This window comes from Leucobacter holotrichiae, assembly GCF_055791005.1.
Map to the genome: position 1 here is coordinate 146,976 of NZ_JBVUAC010000007.1, position 24,322 is coordinate 171,297.

Consider the following 24,322-nt stretch of genomic DNA (forward strand, 5'->3'; position numbering starts at 1 on the left):
GGGGACGAACGCGCCCCCGCCTACTCCGCGGACTCCTCCGGCGGCGACGCCTCGGCGATCCCCTGCGCCACGAGCTGCTGCACAGCGGCGTAATCGGGGGCCTCGGGATCGATCGCGGGCGGCACCAGCTCGACGTTCACCGGGCTGTGCTCGCGAGCCTTGGAGGCGAGGTCGACGAAGCGCCCGAGCATCGAGTCGGGGATGTCGGTCTGCACCAGCTGCGTGCCGGCCGAAGCGACCTCCTGGAAGCGCAGCAGCACATTGCTGGGATTCATCTGGTCGAGGATCGCCGCCTGCAGCTGGCGCTGACGCTCCATGCGCGCGTAGTCGCCACCCGCCGAGCCGTAGCGGGAGCGCGCGAACCAGAGGGCGGTGTAGCCGTCGACGGTGTGCACACCCGGCTCGATCCACCACTCCACGTCGACCAACTCGCCCGTGTACTCGTCGATGCGGCCGCCCACCGGCAGCGGCTCGGGCACCTCGATCGTCACACCGCCGAGCGCGTCGATGAGGCTCTCGAATGCGTCCATGTTCACCAGGACGTAGAACTGCACCTGCAGACCGGTCGCACCGGTCACCGCGTCCTTCGTCGCCTCGATGCCCGGCGAGGAGCCGCGCGACACCGCGTCGGGGTAGAGCTCGGGGTAGAACAGCTCACCCTCGGCGTAGACGCCGTTGAGGATGCAGCGCTCGACGGCGCAACCGCCCCAGTCGCCGAACTCGTTCGGCGCGACGCCGAATCCGTACGGGTGCATCTGCTGCATGGGGGACCCCTCGGCGAACGGCACCTCCGCGAGTTCGCGCGGCAGGCCGATGATGGCCGACTGGCCCGTCTTCGCGTCGACGCTCACCAGGGAGATGCTGTCGGGGCGCAGTCCCTCGCGATCGGCGCCCGCGTCGGTGCCGAGCAGCAGGATGTTGTAGCGGCCGTCGACCGGTTCCACCGCGGGAGCGCCCTGGAAGAGCCCGCTCAGCAGGCTGCGACCCGCCCCCACCGTCGACCCGGCCCAGCCGGCGCCCGCGACCGGCACGAGGGTGAGGATCACCGAGAGGATCGCCACCGGGGCGCGCCAGTTGCGCGGCACCCGCACCAGCCGGGTCAGGCGCAGCGTGTCGATCCCGAGCACCAGCCAGAGCACCGCGTAGGCGAACAGCAGGATCTGCACCGCGAGCAGCACGATGTCGTTCGTGAAGAACGACAGCGTCGCGACCCTCGCCACCAGCAGGCCGAGGAGCGCCACGACGCCGCCCGCGAGCAGCACGAAGGTCGCGACCAGCCCGAGCCGCCCCAGCCTGCGGCTTCCCGCGAGCACCTGCGCGCTGCCCGGCAGCAAGAACCCGAGCACGACGAGCCACCGGGCTCGCTTGCTCATCAGCGGCCCGGCTGAGAGATCGGGATTGCGCAGGGGCCGCTCGAGGTCGAGGCTCATGCGCCGTAGCCGCCCGGGTTGGCCGACTGCCAGGCCCACGAGTCCCGACAGGCCTCGGCGAGGTCACGGGTCGTGCTCCAGCCGAGGCGTTCGTTCGCTCGGCGGGGATCGGCCACGACCTCGGCGACATCGCCCGGCCGCGGCGGCGCGACGGTGTACGGCACCGGGCGCCCGGAGGCCTCCTCGAAGGCGCGCACCACCTCGAGCACGCTCGACCCGACGCCGGAGCCGAGGTTGTAGGTCTCGATGCCCGCCTCGATGCGCTCGAGCGCTGCGACGTGTCCCTCGGCGAGATCCATCACGTGAATGTAGTCGCGCACGCCGGTGCCGTCGGGGGTCGGGTAGCTGTCGCCGAACACGCTGAGCTTCTCGCGTTTGCCGACCGCCACCTGCGCGATGAACGGCATGAGGTTGTTCGGGATCCCCGAGGGATCCTCGCCGATGCGCCCCGAGGGGTGCGCCCCGACCGGGTTGAAGTAACGCAGCAGCACCGCCGCGAGCTCGGGCCATGCCGTGTGCGTGTCGCGAATGATCTGCTCGTTCATGAACTTCGACCAGCCGTATGGGTTGGTGAGGCCCACTCCCGCCCGATGGGACTCGTCGATGGGGGCCGTCTCGGGGTCGCCGTACACGGTGGCCGACGAACTGAACACCAGTTTCTCGACACCGCGCTCGCGCATGAGATCGAGCAGCACGAGCGTCGAGTCGATGTTGACGCGGTAGTACCGCGTGGGCTGCGCCACCGACTCGCCGACCGACTTGAGCCCGGCGAAGTGGATGACGGCCTCGAAATCGACGCCCGCGAGCGCGGCTGCGGCTGCTTCGCGGTCGGCGAGATCGGCCTCGACGATCGGGATCTCGCGCTCCGTCAGCTGCTCGACCCTGCGCACGGCCTCGGGGCTGCTGTTCGAGAAATCGTCGAGCACGACGACCTCGTGCCCGCGCTCGAGCAGCACCAGGGCGGTGTGGGAACCGATGTATCCGGCGCCGCCGGTCAGCAATACACGCATGCCCCTAGGTTACTGGGGCGAACCTGCGGGAGGCCGCCAGAAGGCCCCGAAGGTCACATTTTGGTTACGGCGACGCCTGACGCCCAACTCGCCCATGAGTCTCCCGGGTTTTCTCCGGGAGCGCTCAAGTAGCATGAGTCCAGACGCGTGCGGATCGGCCGCAGGGGACGCACTGAGGGGAGACGGTATGGCTACGCTGACCCTTATCGCAGAGCCGTTCCCCGATTGGGAGGCAGCCGCGCAATCGGCTGCGGCGCGCGAGCTCGCAGACGCGGTCGCCGCCACCGCCCCACGCAGCTGCAGCGCCCGCTTCCTCGTCGCCCGCGGCGGCGACCAGCCCGAGTTCCGCTCACCGCTGATCCGCGTCGACCAGCTGCCGATCCGGGCGAGCATGCTGCCCTACGTGTGGCAGAGCGGCACGACGGCCCGCCCCCTCGACGGCGAGTTCGTGCACGCCCTCACCCCGATGCTCCCGCTGCGTTCCCGCGGCGATGACGACGGCTCGCAGACCTCGGTCACGATCCCGCACGTCCTCGCCTGGGAGGTTCCGTCTCTGCTCGGTAGCACCCAGGCACGGCTGTTCAGGGCGTTCACACGCCGCGCAGTCAAACTCGCCGACGTGCTGCTCACTCCGACGCACGCCACCGCGCGCGTGCTGCAGCGCCAGTACGGCGAGCACTTGCCCGTCCAGGTGCTCCCCCTCGCGCCGCCCACTGAATACCTGGCAGGCGACGACGCGGCCGACCGGCGTGCCGCGCTCGAGCTCCCCGAGCGCTACGCACTGACCACCGCGATGCCCGGCGAGTTCGGCCGCCTCGAGTGGCTGTTCGACGCGCTGCGCGCCGATCCATCGCTCCCGACGCTGGTCGTGCTCGACGGGCTCGATCCCAGGCCCCCGGCGAACGGGAAGGAAAAGGAGCAGCGAGTCTTCGAGGTCGTCGTGCCTGCTGAGCTGCAGAACCGGGTGCTGGTGGTGAAGCCCCGCGAGCTCGCAGACGTCGGCGCCGTGCTCGGCGGGGCCTCTGTGCTGCTGCAGCCGCAGACCTACTCCGATACCGGGTACACCGTGCTCGGCGCGCTCAGCGCCGGCGTGCCAGTGCTGCACGCCGACCAGGAGGCGACGGCCGAACTGGTGCTCGACGCCGGGGTTGCGGCCGAGGAACCGGGCCCCTTCGCCGCCGAGTACAGCCGACTCTTCCGCGACTCCGACGCGCTCGCGCAGCTGTCGGTGCTCGCACGCGACCGCGGCCGCAGCTTCAGCTGGCGCAGCGCGGCCTGGCAGCTGTGGGAGACGCACGCCAACCTCTGAGCTTCAGCGCCGAGGGTCGTCGACGGCGGCGATCCCGCCCCTCGACTGCGCGTACCACCACGCGATGAACGCAGAGAGCGCGGTCGCCGCCGCGACGAACCCCACGGTCGCCCACCATCCTCCGGCGCCGAACGCGAGACCGCCGAGCCACCCGAGCACGCTCGACCCGGCGTAGTAGCCGAGGTTGTAGAGCGGCGGCGCGAGGCTGCGCCCGGCCCCGGCGCGCCGATTGATGAGCCCGCTCGCGATCGTGTGCGCGGCGAAGAATGCCCCGGTGAAGAGCACGAGGCCGACGACCACCACCGGGAGCAGGCTCGAAAGAGTCAGCGCGAGCCCGACGAGCATGATGCCCGCGCAGCAGACGAGAGTGCCGGTCGGAGGGATCCGCCGGGTGACCCGCCACACCCAGCGCGAAGATGCAGCACCCGCGAGGTACGCCAGGAAGATCCACGCCGTCTGCGCGAGCGAGAGCCCGAACGGCTCGTGCTGCAGTCGGAAGGCGAGGTAGTTGTACGTGGCGACGAAGCCGCCCATCAGCAGAAAGGCCTGCGCCACGAGCACCATCACACCCGGCGTGCGCAGATTGGCGAGGGTCGCGGCGAGGATCGGCGGCCCGCCGCGAGCGGGAACCGAGGTGGGCGGGATCCGCACGAGGAAGACGACCGTGGCTGCGGCGGCGAGCATCGCGACCGTGCTCATGCCCCACCGCCAGTCGCCGTGATCCGCCACCACCGCCGCGAGAATGCGGCCGACCAGCCCGCCGATCGTAGTGCCCGCGATGTAGGTGCCCACCGCCGAGCCGAGCGCTCTCGGGTGCACCGTCTCCCCGATGGCAGTCACCGCGATCGCCGCGAGACCGGCCAACAGCAGCCCCTCCGCGAAACGCGCCACGATGAACCACGAGAAGCTCGGGATGAACGGGGTCGCCAGCCCCACGACCATGGCCGAGGCCATCGCGATCCGCATCGCCCGCACCCGCCCGATGCGGTCGGAGAGCCTCGCCCAGGGCAGCACGCCGATCGCCACCCCGATCGTCGCGGCTCCCACGGCCCACGACGACTGCCCCGCCGAGATGCCGAAGTCGCGGGCCAGATCCGGCAGCATGCCCTGCGGGGAATACATCTGGGCGAAGGTCGCGAGCCCCGCGCAGAAGAGAGCGATCAGCGCGCGGCGGTAGCGCGGGCTGCCGGCCTCGGCACGGAGATCCTCCCCCTCGGCTCCCGCCACTATCCGATCCGCCTATTCGGCCGCGATACGAGCCTGCAGGGCCGCGTTCTTGGTCTCCACCATGTCGGTGAGCTGCTGAGCGTAAGCATCCAGCTGCCGCGCGAGATCGGGGTCGTTCGCGCCCAGGATTCGCGCTGCGAGCAGACCGGCGTTCTTCGCCCCACCGATGCTGACCGTCGCCACGGGAATGCCCCCGGGCATCTGCACGATCGACAGCAGCGAGTCGAGTCCGTCGAGCTTCGCGAGCGGCACCGGCACGCCCACGACGGGCAGAGTGGTCATCGAGGCCACCATGCCGGGAAGATGCGCCGCGCCGCCGGCACCGGCGATGATCACGCGCAGGCCCCGGCCCGCGGCCTCGCGCGCGTAACTCACCATCTTCTCGGGAGTGCGGTGCGCGCTCACCACCTCGACCTCGTGCGCGATGCCGAAGTCCTTCAGCACCTGCACCGCATCGGCCATCACCGAGAAGTCGCTGTCACTGCCCATGATCACGCCGACGAGGGGCGCTGCGGTGGTCTCGCTCATGGGGTCAATCGTAGCGGGCGGCGCGATCCCTCCGCTCCTCCGCTTCTCCACCCTTCCACTGCTCCACTCTCTCCTCCTCTTCACCTCTCCACGTAGGAGATCTGCGCCCAGGAGGACACGAACCGAGGGGGTCACCCGCGTGGGCGCGGATCTCCTACTCGAACGCGGCAGCAGCGGCGCGCGCTTCGGCGAGCACGACCTCGAGATCGTCGCCCGTCACGGTGACGTGGCCGACCTTGCGGCCCGGGCGGGGCTGCTTGTCGTAGCTGTGGATCTTGGCGCGAGGGTGAGCCGCCAGCACCTCGGCGTAGCGCACCGGCATGGGCCCCTCCGCCGGCCCCCCGAGCACGTTGACCATCACCGCCGCGGGCGCCGCCATCGAGGTGTCGCCCAGTGGCAGATCGGCAACCGCGCGCAAATGCTGCTCGAACTGGCTCGTCACGGATCCCTCGATCGAGAAGTGGCCCGAGTTGTGCGGTCGCATCGCCAGCTCGTTGACGAGCACGCGGCCGTCGCGCGTCTCGAACATCTCGACGGCGAGCACCCCCGTCACCTGCACGCCCTCGGCGACAATCGCGCCGATGCGGGCGGCCTCGTCGAGCGTCGCAGCATTCTGCACCGGCGCCGGGGCGATCACCTCGGCGCAGACGCCGTCGCGCTGGATCGTCTCGACCACCGGCCACGTGCGCGTCTCCCCGCTGGGGCGGCGCGCCACCAGCTGCGACAGCTCGCGCGTGAAATCGACGAGCTCTTCGACGAGCAGGCGACCCCCGTGTCCGTCCTCGGCCAGCGCGGTGAACCAGTCGCGCACCTCGACCGCGTCGGAGACCACACGCACGCCCTTGCCGTCGTAGCCCCCGCGGGCGGTCTTCACGACCGCGCGGCCGCCGTTGTCGTCGATGAAGCTCTGCAGCTCGGCCTCGTCCTCAACGGCGGCCCACGCCGGAATCGGCACGCCCAGCTCCCCCAGCTTCTCGCGCATCAGGATCTTGTCCTGCGCGAACTGCAGCGCGTCTGGCCTGGGGTGCACGGCCTTGCCACGGCGCTCGAGCTCGCACAGGATCTCGCCCGGCACGTGCTCGTGGTCGAAGGTGACCACGTCGACGGTGTCGGCGAAGGCGTAGACCGTCTCGGGATCGCGGTAGTCGCCCACGGCGTCGGCGGCGCGGGCTGCGCTCGACCCCTCGGCCTCGGCGAGCACGCTGATGCGCAGCCCGAGGTGAATCGCCGGGGGCACCATCATGCGCGCGAGCTGCCCGCCTCCGATGACGCCGATCCTGATGCTGCCGCTCTCGAGAGTCATGCTCATTATTCTGCCTTATCGCACCACCCCGCACTCGCGCCGCCCGCCGCCACCCTGCCCCGCGCCCTTTCTACCCGGGGCCTGGATCCCCTTTCCCTCCGGCATCTCTCCCACCCCGCTTCCGGCACCGATCGACGCTCAAGCACCCCGATTGCGGGATCTTCGGTGCTTGAACGTCGATCGGTGCAGTTGGAGGGAGGGAGGAAGGAGGAGGGATCCGGCCCGCCGGGGGATCCGAGCCCACCCCGCGAGGTACGAATTTCGCACGACCGCTCGCGCTCGACGCCGCGAAATCCGTACCTCAGCTGGGTCGCGGCCGAAACGAAATCCGCAAATGGTTGACGAAGATCAACCATTGTCCTATAGTTGATCTTCGTCAACGAATTGAGCGGTGGATTCCGATCCTCACTCCTCCCCGGCCCGCTCGCCGAAGCGGACCGTCCGCCGCTCGCATCAACGCACGCCCTCTAAGGAACCAGATGTCACAGCCCTCCCAGCAAGCACCCGAAACGGGGCTGCTCACCGGCAGAGCGAAGAACCTCGCGCTCGCCGGGCTCTTCCTCGCCAACTTCGTCTCCATGCTCGCCATGAACGTCGTCGGCACCTCGATGCCGATCATCATCGCCGACATCGGCGGCACGCAGGCCGCCTTCACCTGGGTGGTCACCGCGACGATGCTCGCGAGCGCGATCTCGACCCCGATCTGGGGCAAGCTCGCCGACCTGACCAGCAAGAAGGTGCTGCTGCAGGTCGCCCTCATCGTCTTCATCCTCGCCTCGGCGTTCGCCGGCTTCGCGCAGGATCCGACGTGGCTCATCGCCTGCCGCGTCTTCCAGGGCATCGGCGTCGGCGGCCTGGGCGCGCTCGCCCAGATCGTGCTCGCCGAGATCATCAGCCCGCTCGAGCGCGGCAAGTACATGGGCATCCTCGGCGCCATCATGGCCGTCGCGACCGTGGGCGGCCCGCTGCTCGGCGGCCTCCTCACCGACACCGTCGGCTGGCGCTGGAACTTCTACGTCGCGGCCCCCATCGCCATCGTCGCGATCATCATGCTGCAGCGCACGCTGCACCTGCCCACCCGCAAGCAGAAGGTCAAGATCGACTACTGGGGCACGGCACTCATCTCGCTCGGGTTCTCGAGTCTGCTCATCTGGGTGACCCTCGCCGGCGAGAGCTTCGACTGGTGGTCATGGCAGACCGCGGCGATGGTCGGCGGCGGCGTCGTCGCCCTCGTGATCGCGGTGTTCGTCGAGCTCAAGGTCGAGGAACCGCTCATCCCGATGACGCTCTTCAAGAACCGCACCTTCACCCTCGCGTCGATCGCGTCGATCGCGGTGGGGCTCGCGATGATGGGCACGGCCGTGTTCCTCGGCCAGTACATGCAGCTCGCGCGCGGCCGCTCGGTCATCGAGTCGAGCCTGCTGACGCTGCCGATGATGGCGGGCGTGCTGCTCTCCTCGACGATCGTGGGCCAGATCATCACCCGCACCGGCAAGTGGAAGCGCTACATGGTCGCGGGCGCCGTCGCGCTGCTCGCGGGCCTCATCATGATGGGTCAGCTGCGGTACGACACCACCTACTGGTACGTGGGGATCTCGATGGCGGTGCTCGGCGCGGGCGTCGGCATGACGATGCAGAACCTCGTGCTCGTGGTGCAGAACACGGTCAATCCGGCCGAGATGGGCACCTCCACCTCGGCGGTCACGTTCTTCCGCACGATCGGCGGCACCGCGGGCATCTCGGTGATGGGTGCGATCCTCGCCCACGAGGTCGCCGACTACTTCAATGAGGGCTTCACCAAACTCGGCACCCTCATGCAGCAGAACCCGGATCCCGCCGTGATCGCCGACCTGCAGAAGTTCCAGCAGAGCAACGCGATCCCGAAGATCGCCGACCTGTCGGCACCCGTGCGCGAGGTCGTCGAGTCGTCGTACGGCCACGCGATCGGCAACATCTTCCTGGCCGCGGCCCCGGTGGCGATCGTCGCGCTCATCGCGATCGTCTTCCTGCCCAACATCCCGCTGAGCAACAAGAGCAACGCGGAGCGCATCTCCGAGCTGAGCCAGCGCGAAAAGGCCGCCCCGTCCGACGCGGGCAGCACGGCCGGGGCCGAGCTTTTCGGCGACGCGGTGCGGGTCGCCACCGGTTCGATCCCCGTCATCACCTCCGGGGGTGGCCGGCGAGACGGCGACGACCCCTCGACGGCCCGCTAAGCTCAACGATCATGGAGGTTCAGACCGGCCGCCCCGAGCACGAGCACGAGCACGAGCACGAGCAGGAGCATGCGCCCGGCGCGGGGGCGGCCGCCTCGCCCAGAGACGAGCGAGTCTCGCAGATCATCTCGGAGTTCTCAGAGGTATTCGCCTTCGCCCGCAGCCACTGGACGAGTTACGCCCAGGAGGTCGACAGCGAGCTCAAGGGCGTCGGCATGATCGTGCTGCAGCTGGTGTTCAGGAAGGGGCCGGTCACCGCGACGGCTCTCAGCCAGATGCTCGACATGGATAAGGCCGTGGTGAGCCGGCAGATCGCGAAGCTGCGCGAGCTCGGCCTCGTCGAGGCGGAAGCATCGCCCGAGGATCGCCGCGTGATCCTGCTCACCGCGACCGCCCACGCCGGTGAACTGCTCGAGCGCATCCGTCGCCAGTGGGCCCACGCCTATCACGAGCGGTTCGCCGACTGGAGCGCCGAAGATCTCGAACAGCTGCGCGCCGGCCTGCACCGCTTCAACGCCTCTGCTCACGACATCAGGATCGAGGGCCCCGCCGGCCGCTGCACGCGCGGTCACGGCTCGGAGGACTGAGCGGCCTCGTCACTGCCCCGCCGGGAGCGGGACGTCGACGTGCTTGATCTCCCTGCCCTGCGCGTCGGCGCCGAAGAAGTACGAGCTCACGCGCAGCCGGTCATCGAACAGTTCGACCCGCAGGCCGACCGGGTCGGCGCCGCCGACGGCCTTCTCGTTCCAGTCCCCGCTCGGGCCGTACTGCGTGGTGACGGCGGCGGTGTTCACGATGGTCGGCCCGTGGTTCGAGGTCGGATCGAAGCGCTGCTCGACGCTCCAGTCGTTCAGCAGCGGCGACCAGTGCGTGTGGCTCGTGAGCACGGTCACATTCGGGTAGTCGGCGAGCAGCGCTTCGAGCCGCTCCGTGTCGGCCCCGAAGTCGCCCTGGTAGAACTTGGCGTAGGTGCCCGACACGGAGTCGTTGAATACGTGGTGCGACGCGAGCACGACCGGTTTGCCCTCGGCCTTCCAGTGCGCGAGCCGGTCGCTCAGCCACGTGAACTGCTCTTCGCTGAGTTCGACGAACGGACCGTTGCCGGTCTGCGCGGGATAGTCGTGGAACTCGCTACCGATCCACAGCAGCGGCAGTTCGCCGTCGACGAGCGTCTCGCCCCAGAGGCCCGCGTGCGCCGGGTTCGCGCCGTCGACGCCGAGAGCGCGCATGCCGGTACGATCGAGGAACCGCCCGATGTAGTTCTCGGAACCGTTCGCGCCGTAGAACTCGTGGTTGCCGATCGTCGAGACCACCGTTCCGTACTGGTCGCCCTTCGCCGGATCCAGCGCCGCGAAGTAGTCGGCGTACTGCTTATCCGTGCCGTTGCCGGTGAGGTCGCCGTTCGCCAGCAGGGTCGTCGCGCTCGGGCTCATCGCGCGCAGCCCGGGAATCACCTGCCCGGCGAGCTTCGCGTTCGCTCCCTGCACGTCGCTGAACACGTCGACCACCGCGCGGGGCGCCGCATCCGCGGCGAGGTCGGAGAGCGGGCGCACCACCTCGACGTCGTCGATGCGCCACGATCCGCCCCCGGCTGCTGATTCGAACGCGAACTCGAACTGCACCGTCTTCGTACCGTTCGGCACGGTGAACGGCACCCGCGGCTGGGCCGATTCCTCGTCCGCGCCGGAGAAGCGGTGGATCTCGACGCGCTTCCTCCCGTCGAAGATCGCGGTCACGGTGCCGCTCTGCGTCTCGGCTCCGCGCTTCAGGTAGTGGCTGTCGAAGCGCAGCTCGAGCGCGCCGGCCTTGAACACCTTGATCGGCGCCGAGGTGAGGGCGCCTGAGAAGGCGGCGTTCTTCGACTCGGCCACCGCCATCGTGCCCGACGCCCGCGTGAAGGTGTGGCGACGGTCCGTGCCGTAGACGCTGTTGGAAGCGTCGCGGTCCATGAACTCCCACGCGGAGGCACCCGACTGCTGCCAATCCGAGACGGATCCCTCGAAGCCGTTCCACCAGAACTGCGGTTCGGTGGTCGAGCCGTCGACGGTCGGCGTGTGAGGCGGGGCGGCGAGGGCGGGGGCCGCGAGCGTCGGGGCGACGACGAGGCCGCCCGCGAGAGCGAGCAGGGCGCCACCTGCGATGGTGCGGGGCATGGCGCGGCGGAATGAACTGTGCAGCATGAGGAATGCTTCTCCTTGTGTTCGGAAGTGTTGCGGAGACGGGAGTGTCGTGGAGCGGGCCGGATCCGGCGCTACTGCAACCGCTTGCGGATCCAGGCCGAGGCCAGGTCAACCGCGACGATCACGATGAGGATGATGATCAGGTAGGTCAGCATCTCGTCGAACTGGAAGGTCTTGATGGCCTTGTTGATGAGCAGGCCGATGCCGCCCGCGCCCACGAGGCCGAGCACGAGCGACGAGCGCACGTTGACGTCGAAGCGATAGAGCAGCAGGCCGGTGAGCTGGGGCAGCACGGTCGGGATCGTCGCGTTCGCGACCACCTGCCAGCGCGAGGCCCCCGCGGTGCGCAGCGCCTGCTCGGGGCCGGGATCGATGTCCTCCATCGCCTCCGACCAGAGCTTGCCCATCACGCCCGTGTTGTGCGCGATCAGCGCGAGCACGCCTGCGAACGGGCCGAGGCCGACCGCCGTCACGAAGATGAGGGCGAACACGATGTCGGGCACGGCGCGGAAGAACGAGAGGATCCCGCGCGCGACCTGGTAGACGAAGCCGTTGGGTGTCGTGGTGCGGGCGCCGAGCACGGCAAGCAGCAGGGCGAACGGCACCGAGATCGTGGTGCCGAGCAGGCCGACCCAGAGGGTCGTCAGCGCGCCGTCGATGCCGGCCCGCAGCACGTCGGCGCTGAGGTCGGGCGGGATGGCCTCGGCCAGGAAGTTCATCATGCCCTGCGCTCCGGTGACGAGCTTGCCGGGGTAGAACTCGGTGGCCGAGACCGCCATCAGGTGCAGCACCACGAGCACGATGAGCACGACCGTCCACGAACCGGCCCGGTACGGGACCTTCGGATCGCGCGGAAGCGGCATGCGCCGGGTCGTCCCGCGGGGCGGGGGCTGCAAGGCGCGGGTGGAGGAGGCCGCGGGGAGGGTGTCGGTCACGGGTGGATCCTCACAGGTAGAGCGACGCCAGCTCGGCGTCATCGATCTCGTCGGTGGACTCGTCGAAGACGAGGGCGCCGTCGCGCAGGCCGATCACGCGATGCGCGTACGTGCGGGCCAGCTGCGGCTGGTGCAGCACGGCGGCGACGCCGAGATTCTCCTCGACGGCGAGCTCGTGCAGCAGGCTCATGACATCGTCGGCGGCTTTGGGATCGAGGGCGGATACGGGCTCGTCGGCAAGGATCATGCGGGGGCGCTGGCAGAGGGCGCGCGCGATGGCGACGCGCTGCTGCTGACCGCCGGAGAGGCTGCCCGCGCGGTCGTAGGCACGATCCGCGAGTCCGACTCGGTCGAGGCAGGCCAGCGCCTCCTCCTTCAGCTCGCGCGGAAAGAACGGTGGCAGCGACTGCCAGCCGGAGACCCGGGCGAAGCCGCCGGCGCACACGTTCTGCAGTACTGTGCGGCGCTGCACCAGGTAAATCTTCTGGAACACGGTAGCGGCGGTGCGGCGGGCCTCGGCGCGGCGGGCCGAACTCGCCTCCGCCAGGCGGATTCCGGCGATCGTGATATCGCCGGAATCCGCCTCGATGAGGCCGTTCACCGCGCGCAGCGTCGTCGACTTGCCCGAGCCGTTGGCTCCGAGGAACGCGACGACCTCCCCGGCGTGCACGCGCATGCTCATGTCCTTCAGCACGACACGATCTCCGAAGCTCTTGGAGATGGCGCGCACGTCGAGCAGCACCTCGGCGGTGCTGCCGGCCCGAGCGGGATCGCCGGAGCCGGCCGGGGCGGCGCTTCCGAGCACGGTGACGGCGCTCATCAGACGTCCGCCTCGGTGAGGCCCATGGTCTCGGCCAGGTCGAAGAGGGGCTGGTAGGTCTTGTCGTCCACCTCGATCAGCGGACCCGCGGGATCGACGCCGAGGAAGCCGCTGACCTCTTCGACGGCCGCGGTGTCGAGGCTCAGCAGCGCCTCCTTGACGGCGTCCTGGAACTCCTGCGGCAGGTTCTCGCGCACGGTGATCGGATCGTTCGGGATCGGCTCCGACTCCCAGATCTGCCGGAACTGCGTCTCGTCGAACGTGCCCTCCGCCTTCGCCGTCGCGAGGGTCTGCGAGTTGATCTGCGCGGCGTCCACGGTGCCGTTGACGAGCGCGAGCAGTGCTTCGGGGTGGCCGCCCGCGTAGTCCCACTGCACGTCCTCCTCGATGCCCGCCTCGACGAGCGCCGACATCGGCAGTGCGTCGCCCGAGGTCGATCCGGGGCTGCCGAGCGCGAGGGTCTTGCCCTTCAGATCCTCGATCGTCTGCACGGGCGAATCCTTCCCCACCCAGATGCCGCCGGTGTAGGTGGTGGGCTTCCCCTCGGCGTCGCCGAACGAGGCCATCGCGGTGGCGCCCGCGCGCTCGTTCGCGAACACGAAGCCGAGCGGTCCGAACTGCGCGATCTCGAGCTGGTCGTTCTCCATGGCGAGCACCTCGGCCGCGTAGTCCTCGGTGATCGACACCTCGACCGGGCAATCGAGCTTCTCGGAGAGGGCGTCGGCGAGCACCTGGTACGCGGGCTCGAGACGCTCGGGATCCTCGTAGGGCAGGATCCCGAAGCGGATCTTTCCGCCGGGGCAGGTGGCCGAGGCCTCGCCCGATGCGGCTTCAGACGGGGCCGAGCACGCGGTCAGGCCGAGGCCGAGCAGCGCGACGGCCGAGGCGGCGAGGATGGTGGTCTTCTTCACGGTTCTCCTTGGGGTGGGTTCGTCATCCTGCGCGAGCGAAACGCAGGGTCGGGTCGGCATCCTGCGCGAAGTCGCAGGACCTCAGGGGGTACGGAACAGGCTGGTCGGAACAGGTCTAGAGAGCGGCGACGGTGCGGGCGCCGAGCGCGAGCCCCACGGTCATACCGACGCCGGTGGTCACGGTGACGACCGAGACACCGGGGGCCGGGGAGGCGCGCAGGATGTCCTGCCTGGTGCTCGTCGCGTAGACGCCCTGCCAGCGCTCGAGCACCTCCAGGCGCGGGGTGCCGAGCACCGCCGCCACCTCGTCGAGCAGCAGTCTCGACCAGCGCTCGTCGAGGAACGGCGGGGCGGTCCGATGCGCGGCGTGCGAGTCGCCGACGAGCAGGGTGCCGTCGGCCTGCTGGGTGAGCATCACGTTGGCGTCGATCTCGAGCAGCTCGGGGCGGGATGCGCGCAGTTCGTCGCGCAGCGCCTCCACCGCAGCGCCGGCGAACGCCCCGTACCGCAGCATGGAGGTGCCGGTGAGCACCGCAGGGCCGATCCCCATCTCCCAGGGCGGTCGCACGCGCAGCATCTGGAGCGCGCACTCGCGCACCTCGCACTCGTCGGTGAGCGCCGGGAAGAGCCGACCGACGAGGTGGCCGGCCGCGACCACCACGTGGTCGGCCTCGATCCGACCGCGGTTCGTCTCCACCGCGCCCTCCCGCACCTCGCGCACGCTGGTCGAGAACCGCATCTCGCCGCGCTCATGGCGGTCGACCCACTCCGCGATGCGAGCGACGGCGGTGCGGGGATCGGCTGTGAGGTCGGCGGGGAACAGCGCTCCGGAGCGCAGGTGATCCGCATCCGGGATCCGCAGCAGCTCCCCCGCCTCCGCGCCGGTGACGAGCCGCGCGTCCTCGGACACGCGATCCGCCGCGAGCTCCTGCAGCACCGCCTCCTCGGCCGCCGAACGCGCCACGACGAGCGTGCCGGAGCGGCGGGCCTCGACTCCCGCGCGCTCAACAAGCGAGAGCCAGATCGAGTTCGCCTCGAGCGCGAGGTCGTGCAACTCGCCGGATTGCGCAGAGGTGCTGACATGGCCGAAGTTGCGCACGCTGGCGAGCACGGCCGCGGCGTCCTGCTCCACGACGGTCACGCGGTAGCCGGCATCGAGCGCAGCGACCGCGTGACCGAGGCCGACAATGCCGGCGCCGACGATCACGACGTGCGAAGCAGGGTTCGAAAGGGTCATGGCTTCGATGGTGAGGCCTGAAAGTAATCATGACAACTTTTCAGAGCGAAGTTCTCCGAGCGTTCACGCTCGGTCACGACTGGCCGAAACATCGTCATGATTCGTTCACTCGACGGCTACTGAGACGCATTCCGACTAGTACAGACAACTTATAGGCTTGCCGCATGACCGACAGCTCACCGCTCCACGCACAGCTGTACGCCGAGATGGTGCACCGCATCCGCACCGGCGTCTGGCAGCCGGGCGACCGCGTGCCCAGCGAGAAATCCCTCGTCGCCGAGTTCGGCACCTCCCGGGGCCCCGTGCGCCAGGCGCTCGCGGCGCTGCGCGCCGAGGGCATGATCAGCGGTCGACGCGGGGCCCCGCCCCGAGTGCAGCGCACGGCTCCGGCGCAGTCGTTCGACACCTTCATGTCGTTCACCGAGTGGGCGCGCGAGCTCGGTCTCACCCCCGGGCAGCGCGTCATCGAGGCGAGCCGCCGCCCCGCGACCGAAGACATCGCCCGCGAGCTGCAGATCGAACCCGAGACCCCCGTCGTCGAAATCATCAGGCTGAGGCTGCTCGACGACAAGCCGGCCATGCTCGAGCGATCCCTCTTCCCCTACGAGATCGGCAGGCACCTCATCGCTGCCGACCTCGACGGCGGCAGCATCTACCAGACGCTGGGCCGGGCCGGCGTGATCCCCGTGCGCGCCCGTCACGTGATCGACGCCGTCGGCGCCCACCCCCTCGAGGTCGAGCAGCTGCGGGTGGGACCGGGCGAACCCCTGCTGCGCGTGCGCCGCCTCGCCTACAACGAGTTCGGCACCGTCATCGAGACCGCCGACGACCGCTACCTGCCATCGATGGCCACCTTCGTGGTGGAGAACAGCGCCGAGCACCGCACCCCGTTCGCGCGCCAGGCGGGCGGCTCGGGCGTCGACCTCTTCGAGCGCTCGGCCTGATCCGCGGCCCTCTCCCAACACGCCCGCTTCACCTCCCCCCTCACCTCGCACCCAAGGAGCACCGCATGATCACCCTCGCCGTCTTCGACATGGCCGGCACCACCATCGACGACGGCGGCGCCGTCTACGACGCACTGCGCATCGCGGTCGAGGAGACGGGCGTCCCCGTCTCCCCCGCCGACCTGCAGACCTGGATGGGCGCGGAGAAGCGCGCTGCCGTCACCGCCCTCATCGAACTCGGCGGCGGCGATCCCGCGCAGCCCGCGGACAGGGTGGATGTCGCGTTCGACCGGTTCCGCGCGCTCCTCGACGAGCTCTACACCGCGCACCCTCCGACGCCGATCGACGGCATCCCCGAGGCCATCGCCGCGCTGCGCGCCTCGGGGGTGCGCGTCGCACTCACCACGGGGTTCTCGCAGGACGTGGCGCACGGCATCCTCGACCGCCTCGGATGGGTCGTGAGCGGCGACTCCGCTGACGGCGCGTCGCCGGGGAACGTGCCGGAGAGCGCAGGATCGCTGCACCTCGACGCCGTGGTCTGCGGCGATGAGGTGGCAGCCGGTCGCCCGGCCCCGTACATGATCCACCGGGCGATGGAGCGCACCGGCACCCTCGCCGTCTCCGAGGTGCTCGTCGCGGGCGACACCGCCGTTGACGTGCAGGCGGGAGCGAACGCGGGGGCCGCCGCGACGATCGGGGTGCTGACGGGCAAGCTGGATCGCGAGGCCTTCGACGGGCAGCCCTTCACGGAACTGCTCGACTCGGTCGCGGATATCCCCGCCTACCTCGCGCGCCGGTAGGCGGGGATATGCGGTAGGCGGGCCCGGCGAGACGCCCCGGCCCGCCCGCCGCGCTAACGGTTCGCCGCGACCGGGGCTCCGATCCCCGGATCGATCTGCGTCGGGCCCGCAGCCGAGGGACGCACCTCGAAGTCGAAGATCTCGACCGGCAGGTACACCGTCGAGCACGAGTTCGGAATGTCGACGACGCCCGAGAGCCGCCCCTCGATCGGCGCTGCCCCGAGCAGCAGGTAGGCCTGCTCCGGGCTGTAGCCGAACTTGGTGAGGTAGTCGATGGCGTGCAGGCAGGCCCGCTGATACGAGAGGTGCGAGTCGAGGTATCTCTGCTCGCCGTCGAGCGTCACCGAGGTGCCCGAGAACGCGAGCCAGTGGCTGTAGTTCGGCTCGACGTTACCGGGCATGAAGATCGCATTCTCGTGCACGCCGTAGGTCTCCATGCCGCCGGGGATGATGTCGACGCGCAGATCGATGAAGCCGCCCATCTCGATGGCGCCGCAGAACGTGATCTCGCCGTCGCCCTGCGAGAAGTGCAGGTCACCGACGGAGAGATTCGCGCCGTCGACGAACACCGGGTAGAACACCCTCGAGCCCTTGGTGAAGTTCTTGATGTCCTGGTTGCCGCCGTTCTCGCGCGGGGGCGCGGTGCGAGCGGCCTCGGAGCCGACACGCGCCCATTCCCCGCGATCGAGGCCGCCGAGGATCGCGTGTTCGGCCTCGGGCGGCAGCGCCAGCGGCGGCACGCGCTCCGGGTCGGTCGCGATGAGCGCCGCCTCTCGGGCGTTCCACTTGCCGAGCAGCTCGGCCGAGGGGGCCGTGCCCATGAGGCCCGGGTGGATGATGCCCGTGAACGAGACGCCGGGGATGTGCCGCGAGGTCGCGGTCTGCCCGGCGAAGTCCCAGACGGCCTTGTACGCATCGGGGAACTGATCGGTGAGGAAGCCGCCGCCGTTGTTGCGCGAGAAGATGCCGGTGTAGCCCCAGCCCTGCCCCGCGAGCGGCCCCTCCTCCTGGGGGATCGGGCCGACGTCGAGGATGTCGACGATGAGCAGATCGCCCGGCTTCGCGCCCTCGACGCGGAACGGACCGCTCAGGGTGTGCACCGTCAGGAGCGGCGCCTCGAGGATGTCCTGGGCCGAATCGTCGTTCTTGATCGCCCCGTCGAACCACTCGCGGCAGTCGACACGGAAGCTGTCGCCCGGCTTGACCGTGGCGACCGGCGGTATCTCCGGGTGCCACCGGTTGTGACCGAGTTTCTCCTGATCGACGAAGCGCTTGCTCGAATCGAGCTTGAAGATGTGCTCTGGCATTTGTTCTGTCTCCGTTTCTGTGGTGACGGCTGCGCTGCCGCCGGGTGTTCGGATGTGAAGACGCGGGTCTGGGGGCTCAGGAGCGAGGGGTCGAATGACCGGGGCGACGGGCCGTCAGGGGCGCGGCAGCTTCGCGTGCAGGGGATTGCTCGTCGTGCGCTGTCGGGGAGCCCCAGAGGAGGGCAGGCTGCTCACCACCTCGGGTTCGGAGGCGCTCTTCGCCGACCGGTCCATGAGCTGGAACGCCGAGCTGCCGGCCCGGGAGAGGTGCGGGGCCGTCACGGAGCGCCGTGCCAGGGCGCCGCACACGCGGCAGTCGGTCTCCTGCGGAACCTCGGCCATCGGATAGAGCGCGTCGAAGCGGCATCCCTCCGAGCATCGATACGAGTAACTGGGCAACAGGTCCCCCTCGGAATCCAGGTGCTGAGCAGGAGTATTCGATCTCTCCGTCGAACGATTCGCCGGTCGCGGAGGCCCGCTTGCCGCCACCATAACGGCGCCCGAGGGGGAGGTCAATGGAGCAGCCCGACGCCGCTCCCGATCCTCTACGCGGGTACGGGCACCAGCGAGTCCTCGCGCAGCGCCGCCGACACGATGATGGGAAGGTGGTCGGAGAGGCCCCGGTTGAGCGTGCGCACGCTCGAGATGTCGATACCCGACGAGGTCGCGAAGTCGAAGTGCCCGCGGAACATCTTGTAGCGCGTGTAGGTGCGCTTGTCGCTCAGGCTCAGCTCGTAGCCGTGATCCCGCATCTCGGTGTCGAGCCGGCCCTTGAAGACAGGGTAGTTGTAGTCGCCCACCATGAGCGCCGGCAGGCCGGGGCCGAGCGCTCGCAGTTCGCCGAGCGCGGCGTGGATCTGATGCCGGCGCAGCGAGTTCAGCGCAGTGAGCGGCGCGGCGTGGAACGACGCGACCACAAAATCACGTCTCGTCTCGGAGTCGTGCAGCCGTGCCCCGAGCAGGCGCTCGTGGGCGGGCGCGAGGAGACGATCGTGCAGCGACTTCTTGAGCTGGAAGGTGTGCGCCGAGCGGGCGACGAACCGCTCCTGGCGCACGTACATCGCGAGGCCGAGTCTGTTGCGCTCGGTCGCGTGGACGAGCGACATGTGGCCGAGATGCGTGGGGAGCGCCACCGCCTCGGCCTCCTGCAGGCAGAGCACGTCCACCTCGTGGTCCTCCGCCAGGGCACCGATCTCGGTGACGGCCCGGTTCTTGCGCAGGTTGTAGCTGACGATCTTCATGCAGCTTCCTTCCTCGGTGGGCGTCGGAATCCGACAGCACTACCTTACGCCCGCCGATCCGAATAGCCTGGCAGTCCCAGGAGCTTCACAACGTCGGAACTGCCCTCACTCGAACGGCAGGGCCGCCGCCTCGACGGCGAGCGCCTCCCGCACGGCCGCGAGCGCGGGGTGTCTGCCCTGCGACGCCCGCACCGCGGTGAACACCGTGCGGTGCGGGCGATCGGGCAGCTCGATGAACCGCATGCGCGGAGCCGCGCCGACGTGCACCAGCCCGGGGAGCAGCGCGACGGCGTTGCCCGATTCGATGAACCCGATGTGCGCCTGCAGGTCGGCGGTCTCGTAGCGCACGTCGGGCTCGAACCCCGCGGATCGGCAGGCCTGCTCAGCCCAGTGCCGGGTCGCGGCCCCCTGCGGTTCCATGACCCAGGGCAGCTCGGCGAGATCCTCGATGCGCTCCGCAAGGTCGAAGCGGGGATCCCCAGTGCCCCTCGGCGGCACGGCGAGGCGGATCGGGTCCCTCGTGAGGGGTTCCCTGTCGAGCCCCCGGAAGTGCTCGGCCGCGTGGCCTGGGTACTGCTCGGCGACGACGAGATCGAAGCTGCGAATCCAGGTCTCCTGCAGCGCAGCTCCCGGCTCGTACTGCACGACCTCGACCCGCAGGCCCGGGTAGCGCTCGCGCAATCGCCGCAGCGCGCCGGGGAGGATCGAGAGCATCGCGGTCTGGAAGGCGGCAACCCGGATCGATCCGATCACCTCCTCGCGCACCCGGTGCAGCGAGGCTTCCGCGCGCTCGAGGCCCGCGAGCAGTTCCTCGGTCTCAGCAACGAGCACCTCGCCGGCCGGCGTGAGTTCGAGCGTGCGGCCGGTGCGCCGCAGCAGCTGCACGCCCGCCTCCCGCTCGAGGATCGCGAGCTGCTGGGAGACCGCCGACGGGCTGTAGTTGAGGGCCTCGGCGACCGCGGCGACCGTGCCTCGCGCGTGCAGCTCCCACAGCAGTCGAAGGCGCTTCATCTCGAGCATCGGGGGCTCCTTCCTGTGGTTCGGGGATCCTGCGGTCGGGGCCCTGCGGTCGGGATCCTGCGGTCGGGATCGGGATCCTGCGTTTCACCGCCGGCCTTGAGGGAGGAGATCCGGGCCTGAGCGGGTGTATTCCGCAAGAACTCCCGCTCCGGCGCGGATCTCCTCCCTGGGACCGACGAGCCTCCCGCCCACTGACCCGATCCATCAGTTCATCTTCATGATATTCGGTAAAAAGTATCGCTTTACTTCACGCTCGGCGGGATCCACACTGGCGGGACAAGCCATCCCGCGAAGATCCGCGCCCCGAGAAAGGTCAGCAGTGAGCATCCGCCCAGCAGACAACGCCGCAGGCACCGCCGCCCGCCCCCAGGATCTCGCCGACGAAGCCGTCGCGCTCGTACGGCGCTGGCTCCGCGAAGCCTCGGAGTTCCCCGTCGACGCGTCGGCCGCCCGCCTCGCCGGGGTGCTGCGCGACCCGAACGGCCTCGACTTCACGGTCGGCTTCGTCGACGGCGTCGTGCGCCCCGAGGATCTCGGCGCCGCGGCCAAGAAGCTGAACGAGCTCACGCCGCTCACCCCGAAGTTCCTGCCGGCCCCTATGCGCGGCGCCATCGGCCTCGGCGGGGTCTTCGCGAAGCCGCTGCCCGGTGTCGTCGTGCCGATCGCGCGCAGAGTGCTGCGGCAGATGGTGAGCCACCTCATCATCGACGCGAGCGACGCGAAGCTCGGCCCCGCGATCGCGAAGATCAAGCGCGACGGGGTGCGGCTCAACATCAACCTGCTCGGCGAGGCGATCCTGGGCGAGCACGAGGCCGAGCGCCGCCTCGCAGGCACGCACCGGCTGCTCGCGAGAGACGACGTCGACTACGTCTCGATCAAGGTGTCGTCGACGGTGGCGCCCCACAACCACTGGGCCTTCGACGAGGCCGTCGCGCACATCGAGCAGCAGCTGGTGCCGCTGTTCGAGCGGGCGAATGCCGCGAGCCCGAAGAAGTTCATCAACCTCGACATGGAGGAGTACAAGGATCTCGACCTCACCATCGCGGTCTTCAAGCGCATCCTCGGGCGACCCGAGTTCGCAGAGCTCGAGGCCGGCATCGTGCTGCAGGCGTACCTGCCCGATGCGCTGAGCGCGATGATGGATCTGCAGCAGTGGGCCGCAGCCCGAGTCGCAGCCGGCGGGGCCCCGATCAAGGTGCGCATCGTGAAGGGCGCGAACCTGCCGATGGAGCACGTCGACGCCGCGATCCACGGCTGGCCCGCGGCCACCTGGGGTTCGAAGCAGCAGAGCGACACGAGCTACAAGGCCGTCATCGACTACGCGCTCACCCCGGAGCGGGTGCAGAACGTGCGGATCGGCGTCGCCGGTCACAACCTCTTCGACGTGGCGCTCGCCTGGCTGCTCGCCAAGGCGCGCGGGGCGCAGCAGGGCGTCGAGTTCGAGATGCTGCTCGGCATGGCGACCGGGCAGGCCGAGGCCGTCAAGCGCGAGGTCGGCTCGCTGCTGCTCTACACCCCCGTCGTGCACCCCGAGGAGTTCGACGTCGCGATCGCCTACCTGATCCGCCGCCTCGAGGAGGGCGCGAGCCAGGAGAACTTCATGTCGGCGGTGTTCGAGTTGAACGACGACCCGTCGCTGTTCGAGCGGGAGAAGCAGCGCTTCCTCGCGTCGCTCGACAACCTCGAGGGGATCACGGGCGACGGCTCCGCACAGAGCTACGCGGTGCCCGCCCCGAATCGAGTGCAGGATCGCCGCCGCTACGACGAGGCGGGCACGGAGGCGCGGATCGAAGCACGCGTCGAGGCCGGCCGACGCGGCGAGTTCGAGAACACGCCCGATACCGATCCCGATCTGCCGGGCAACCGAGCCTGGGGACGCGGCATCGCCGATCGCATGGTCGACTCCCGGCTGGGCCTCGCGCTCGTCGAGGAGGCGCGCATCGGCGACGAGGCGACGCTCGACGCCGTGGTCGCGCGCGGCGTCTCGGCCGCCGACGCCTGGCAGGCGCTCGGGGCCGACGAGCGCGCTCGAATCCTCTACCGCGCCGGCGAGCGCCTCGAAGCGCGCCGGGCGGAACTGCTCGAGGTGATGGGCTCGGAGTGCGGCAAGACCCTCGACCAGAGCGACCCCGAGGTCAGCGAGGCCATCGACTTCGCGAACTACTACGCGATGCTCGGCCAGCAGCTCGAGCAGGTCGACGGCGCGAGCTACCGGCCGCAGAAGCTCATCGCCGTGATCCCGCCGTGGAACTTCCCCGTCGCGATCCCCGCGGGCGGCGTGCTGTCGGCGCTCGCCGCGGGCTCCTCCGTCATCATCAAGCCCGCCTCGAACTCGGCTCGCTCGGGCGCGGTGATGGTCGAGGCGCTGTGGGAGGCCGGGGTGCCCCGCGAGGTGCTGCAGTTCGTGCAGTTCGCGGATCGCGGGCTCGGCTCGAAGCTCGTCGCCGACCCGCGGATCGACCGGCTGATCCTCACCGGCGCCTACGAGACCGCCGTCAGCTTCCGCGAGCTGCGCCGCGACCTGCCCATCCTCGCCGAGACGAGCGGCAAGAACGCGATCATCGTCACCCCCAACGCCGACCTCGACCTTGCCGCGAGGGACGTGGCGCAGTCGGCCTTCGGCCACGCCGGCCAGAAGTGCTCAGCCGCATCGCTCGTGATCCTCGTCGGCTCCGTCGCGACGTCGAAGCGGTTCCGCGGCCAGCTGCTCGACGCGGTGCGCTCGCTCAAGGTCGGCACTCCCGACCACCTCGAGACGCAGATGGGCACGATCATCACCGCACCCGAAGGCAAGCTGCTGCGCGGGCTCACCACCCTCGGCCCGGGCGAGCGCTGGCTCGTGAAGCCCGAACCGCTCAAGAGCGACAGCCCGCTGGCCCTCGACAAGCAGGGCGGCAACAAGCTGTGGAGCCCGGGCGTGCGCGACGGCGTGCAGCGCGGATCCGAGTACCACCTCACCGAGTACTTCGGCCCGATCCTCGGCATCATGACGGCGAAGACCCTCGATGAGGCGATCGACATGGTGAACGAGATCGACTACGGCCTCACGAGCGGCCTGCACTCGCTCGATCGCGACGAGCTCGCGCTGTGGCTCGATCGCATCGAGGCGGGCAACCTCTACGTCAACCGCGGCATCACGGGCGCGATCGTGCGCCGTCAGTCGTTCGGCGGCTGGAAGAAGTCGGCCATCGGCGCCGGCACGAAGGCCGGCGGGCCGAACTATCTGCACGGCCTGGGCGATTGGACCGACGCCCCCGTCGCGGGCGAGCTGCGAGCCCCGCGCGCCGCGGTCGCACCGCTGCTGACGGCGGCGCAGCAGGCGGGCGTCGCGGGCGACGATCTGGAGTGGCTGCGCGCCGCGCTCGGTTCCGACGCAGCCGCGTGGGACGAGGAGTTCGGGATCGCGCGCGACGCCTCCCGGCTGGGCGTCGAGCGCAACCTGCTGCGCTACCGGCCCGTGCCGGTGGCGATCCGTGTCGCAGCCGACGCGCCGCTGCACCGCACGGTGCGCGCGATCGCGGCGGGAGTCGCGGCCGGATCCGCCCTCCTCGTGAGCACCCCGGTAGCACTGCCTCAGCCCGTGATCGCGGCGCTCGTCGCTTCTCGCGTCGAAGTCCACTTCGAGGACCAGGGGGCGTGGCGGGACCGCGTGCGCGACCTCGCCGCCCAGGACGGGCCGCACGCCGGCGCACGGATCCGGATCGTCGCCGGCGACTCCCGCGAGAGCGAGACCGCCGAGGTGTATCGTGCCGCGGCAGGGAAGCCCGACATCGCCGTCTACGGCGGTAGGGTCGTCTCAGCCGGTCGCGTCGAGATGCTTCCCTACCTGCACGAGCAGGCCGTGTCCATCACGGCGCACCGCTTCGGCACGCCGAACAGGCTGTCGGAGGGGATCATCTGATCCGCC

General features: G+C 69.9%; 20 protein-coding genes. 6 read left to right on the forward strand and 14 right to left on the reverse strand.

Annotated elements, in window-relative coordinates:
• Positions 1–20: 20 nt before the first annotated feature.
• A complete protein-coding gene (locus tag AC0KXF_RS10695; RefSeq protein WP_473109169.1) occupies positions 21–1,430 on the reverse strand; it encodes an LCP family protein in 1,410 nt (469 codons plus the stop codon).
• Positions 1,427–2,440: a UDP-glucose 4-epimerase GalE gene (gene galE / locus AC0KXF_RS10700; protein ID WP_473109170.1), complete on the reverse strand. Its 1,014-nt coding sequence runs from the start codon at positions 2,438–2,440 to the stop codon at positions 1,427–1,429. Before galE ends, AC0KXF_RS10695 begins: the two co-directional genes overlap by 4 nt.
• A gap of 187 nt (positions 2,441–2,627) precedes the next feature.
• Between galE and AC0KXF_RS10705 the strand changes: the two genes are divergently transcribed.
• Positions 2,628–3,749: a glycosyltransferase family protein gene (locus tag AC0KXF_RS10705; protein ID WP_473109171.1), complete on the forward strand. Its 1,122-nt coding sequence runs from the start codon at positions 2,628–2,630 to the stop codon at positions 3,747–3,749.
• A gap of 3 nt (positions 3,750–3,752) precedes the next feature.
• Here the strand turns inward: AC0KXF_RS10705 and AC0KXF_RS10710 are convergent, their stop codons facing one another.
• From AC0KXF_RS10710 to AC0KXF_RS10720, 3 genes are all read right to left on the reverse strand, one after another.
• On the reverse strand, positions 3,753–4,976 hold the full coding sequence (locus AC0KXF_RS10710; protein WP_473109172.1) for an MFS transporter: 1,224 nt from the start codon (positions 4,974–4,976) through the stop codon (positions 3,753–3,755).
• A gap of 12 nt (positions 4,977–4,988) precedes the next feature.
• Positions 4,989–5,504: a 5-(carboxyamino)imidazole ribonucleotide mutase gene (gene purE, locus AC0KXF_RS10715; RefSeq protein WP_473109173.1), complete on the reverse strand. Its 516-nt coding sequence runs from the start codon at positions 5,502–5,504 to the stop codon at positions 4,989–4,991.
• A gap of 154 nt (positions 5,505–5,658) precedes the next feature.
• The gene (locus AC0KXF_RS10720; protein WP_473109174.1) at positions 5,659–6,807 is read right to left on the reverse strand and encodes a 5-(carboxyamino)imidazole ribonucleotide synthase; all 1,149 of its coding nucleotides are present in this window, start codon (positions 6,805–6,807) and stop codon (positions 5,659–5,661) included.
• 479 nt (positions 6,808–7,286) lie between these two features.
• Between AC0KXF_RS10720 and AC0KXF_RS10725 the strand changes: the two genes are divergently transcribed.
• Together AC0KXF_RS10725 and AC0KXF_RS10730 are read left to right on the forward strand one after the other, a co-directional pair.
• The gene (locus AC0KXF_RS10725; RefSeq protein ID WP_473109175.1) at positions 7,287–9,020 is read left to right on the forward strand and encodes a DHA2 family efflux MFS transporter permease subunit; all 1,734 of its coding nucleotides are present in this window, start codon (positions 7,287–7,289) and stop codon (positions 9,018–9,020) included.
• Between the two features lie 11 nt (positions 9,021–9,031).
• On the forward strand, positions 9,032–9,607 hold the full coding sequence (locus AC0KXF_RS10730; RefSeq protein WP_473109176.1) for a MarR family winged helix-turn-helix transcriptional regulator: 576 nt from the start codon (positions 9,032–9,034) through the stop codon (positions 9,605–9,607).
• Between the two features lie 9 nt (positions 9,608–9,616).
• Here the strand turns inward: AC0KXF_RS10730 and AC0KXF_RS10735 are convergent, their stop codons facing one another.
• From AC0KXF_RS10735 to AC0KXF_RS10755, 5 genes are all read right to left on the reverse strand, one after another.
• Positions 9,617–11,200, reverse strand: coding sequence for a metallophosphoesterase family protein (locus AC0KXF_RS10735; protein WP_473109177.1), 1,584 nt, complete (start codon positions 11,198–11,200; stop codon positions 9,617–9,619).
• 71 nt (positions 11,201–11,271) lie between these two features.
• On the reverse strand, positions 11,272–12,135 hold the full coding sequence (gene phnE, locus AC0KXF_RS10740; protein ID WP_473109178.1) for a phosphonate ABC transporter, permease protein PhnE: 864 nt from the start codon (positions 12,133–12,135) through the stop codon (positions 11,272–11,274).
• Positions 12,136–12,145: 10 nt separating this feature from the next.
• Positions 12,146–12,955 (reverse strand): phosphonate ABC transporter ATP-binding protein, encoded by an 810-nt coding sequence (locus AC0KXF_RS10745; RefSeq protein WP_473109179.1) that lies wholly within the window; start codon positions 12,953–12,955, stop codon positions 12,146–12,148.
• On the reverse strand, positions 12,955–13,866 hold the full coding sequence (locus AC0KXF_RS10750; protein WP_473109180.1) for a phosphate/phosphite/phosphonate ABC transporter substrate-binding protein: 912 nt from the start codon (positions 13,864–13,866) through the stop codon (positions 12,955–12,957). Before AC0KXF_RS10750 ends, AC0KXF_RS10745 begins: the two co-directional genes overlap by 1 nt.
• Before the next feature lie 115 nt (positions 13,867–13,981).
• Positions 13,982–15,103, reverse strand: coding sequence for a TIGR03364 family FAD-dependent oxidoreductase (locus AC0KXF_RS10755; protein WP_473109181.1), 1,122 nt, complete (start codon positions 15,101–15,103; stop codon positions 13,982–13,984).
• 164 nt (positions 15,104–15,267) lie between these two features.
• Between AC0KXF_RS10755 and AC0KXF_RS10760 the strand changes: the two genes are divergently transcribed.
• Both AC0KXF_RS10760 and AC0KXF_RS10765 read left to right on the forward strand, forming a co-directional pair.
• Positions 15,268–16,047, forward strand: coding sequence for a GntR family transcriptional regulator (locus tag AC0KXF_RS10760; RefSeq protein ID WP_473109182.1), 780 nt, complete (start codon positions 15,268–15,270; stop codon positions 16,045–16,047).
• A 65-nt stretch (positions 16,048–16,112) separates the two neighbouring features.
• Complete coding sequence (locus AC0KXF_RS10765) at positions 16,113–16,847, forward strand: phosphonatase-like hydrolase (protein WP_473109183.1); 735 nt, start codon at positions 16,113–16,115, stop codon at positions 16,845–16,847.
• A 53-nt stretch (positions 16,848–16,900) separates the two neighbouring features.
• Here the strand turns inward: AC0KXF_RS10765 and fmdA are convergent, their stop codons facing one another.
• The 4 genes from fmdA to AC0KXF_RS10785 all read right to left on the reverse strand — a co-directional run bounded on the left by fmdA (position 16,901) and on the right by AC0KXF_RS10785 (position 20,415).
• Entirely contained in the window at positions 16,901–18,154 is a 1,254-nt protein-coding gene (fmdA, locus tag AC0KXF_RS10770) for a formamidase (protein ID WP_473109184.1), read from the reverse strand.
• Positions 18,155–18,268: 114 nt separating this feature from the next.
• Positions 18,269–18,553, reverse strand: a complete 285-nt coding sequence (locus AC0KXF_RS10775) for an FmdB family zinc ribbon protein (protein WP_473109185.1) — start codon at positions 18,551–18,553, stop codon at positions 18,269–18,271.
• A 146-nt stretch (positions 18,554–18,699) separates the two neighbouring features.
• Complete coding sequence (locus tag AC0KXF_RS10780; RefSeq protein WP_473109186.1) at positions 18,700–19,395, reverse strand: endonuclease/exonuclease/phosphatase family protein; 696 nt, start codon at positions 19,393–19,395, stop codon at positions 18,700–18,702.
• Between the two features lie 105 nt (positions 19,396–19,500).
• Positions 19,501–20,415, reverse strand: a complete 915-nt coding sequence (locus AC0KXF_RS10785) for a LysR family transcriptional regulator (protein WP_473109187.1) — start codon at positions 20,413–20,415, stop codon at positions 19,501–19,503.
• Between the two features lie 217 nt (positions 20,416–20,632).
• On the opposite strand from AC0KXF_RS10785, the gene AC0KXF_RS10790 reads away from it, so the two are divergent.
• On the forward strand, positions 20,633–24,316 hold the full coding sequence (locus tag AC0KXF_RS10790) for a proline dehydrogenase family protein (protein WP_473109188.1): 3,684 nt from the start codon (positions 20,633–20,635) through the stop codon (positions 24,314–24,316).
• Positions 24,317–24,322 lie beyond the last annotated feature (6 nt).

Excerpts from the sequence above, each read along its gene's own strand:
- AC0KXF_RS10695 (WP_473109169.1), bottom strand. The coding sequence starts at position 1,430 with ATGAGCCTCGACCTCGAGCGGCCCCTGCGCAATCCCGATCTCTCAGCC.
- galE (WP_473109170.1), bottom strand. The coding sequence starts at position 2,440 with ATGCGTGTATTGCTGACCGGCGGCGCCGGATACATCGGTTCCCACACC.
- AC0KXF_RS10705 (WP_473109171.1), top strand. The coding sequence starts at position 2,628 with ATGGCTACGCTGACCCTTATCGCAGAGCCGTTCCCCGATTGGGAGGCA.
- purE (WP_473109173.1), bottom strand. The coding sequence starts at position 5,504 with ATGAGCGAGACCACCGCAGCGCCCCTCGTCGGCGTGATCATGGGCAGT.
- AC0KXF_RS10720 (WP_473109174.1), bottom strand. The coding sequence starts at position 6,807 with ATGACTCTCGAGAGCGGCAGCATCAGGATCGGCGTCATCGGAGGCGGG.
- AC0KXF_RS10725 (WP_473109175.1), top strand. The coding sequence starts at position 7,287 with ATGTCACAGCCCTCCCAGCAAGCACCCGAAACGGGGCTGCTCACCGGC.
- AC0KXF_RS10730 (WP_473109176.1), top strand. The coding sequence starts at position 9,032 with ATGGAGGTTCAGACCGGCCGCCCCGAGCACGAGCACGAGCACGAGCAC.
- AC0KXF_RS10735 (WP_473109177.1), bottom strand. The coding sequence starts at position 11,200 with ATGCTGCACAGTTCATTCCGCCGCGCCATGCCCCGCACCATCGCAGGT.
- AC0KXF_RS10745 (WP_473109179.1), bottom strand. The coding sequence starts at position 12,955 with ATGAGCGCCGTCACCGTGCTCGGAAGCGCCGCCCCGGCCGGCTCCGGC.
- AC0KXF_RS10755 (WP_473109181.1), bottom strand. The coding sequence starts at position 15,103 with ATGACCCTTTCGAACCCTGCTTCGCACGTCGTGATCGTCGGCGCCGGC.
- AC0KXF_RS10760 (WP_473109182.1), top strand. The coding sequence starts at position 15,268 with ATGACCGACAGCTCACCGCTCCACGCACAGCTGTACGCCGAGATGGTG.
- AC0KXF_RS10765 (WP_473109183.1), top strand. The coding sequence starts at position 16,113 with ATGATCACCCTCGCCGTCTTCGACATGGCCGGCACCACCATCGACGAC.
- fmdA (WP_473109184.1), bottom strand. The coding sequence starts at position 18,154 with ATGCCAGAGCACATCTTCAAGCTCGATTCGAGCAAGCGCTTCGTCGAT.
- AC0KXF_RS10780 (WP_473109186.1), bottom strand. The coding sequence starts at position 19,395 with ATGAAGATCGTCAGCTACAACCTGCGCAAGAACCGGGCCGTCACCGAG.
- AC0KXF_RS10785 (WP_473109187.1), bottom strand. The coding sequence starts at position 20,415 with ATGCTCGAGATGAAGCGCCTTCGACTGCTGTGGGAGCTGCACGCGCGA.
- AC0KXF_RS10790 (WP_473109188.1), top strand. The coding sequence starts at position 20,633 with ATGATATTCGGTAAAAAGTATCGCTTTACTTCACGCTCGGCGGGATCC.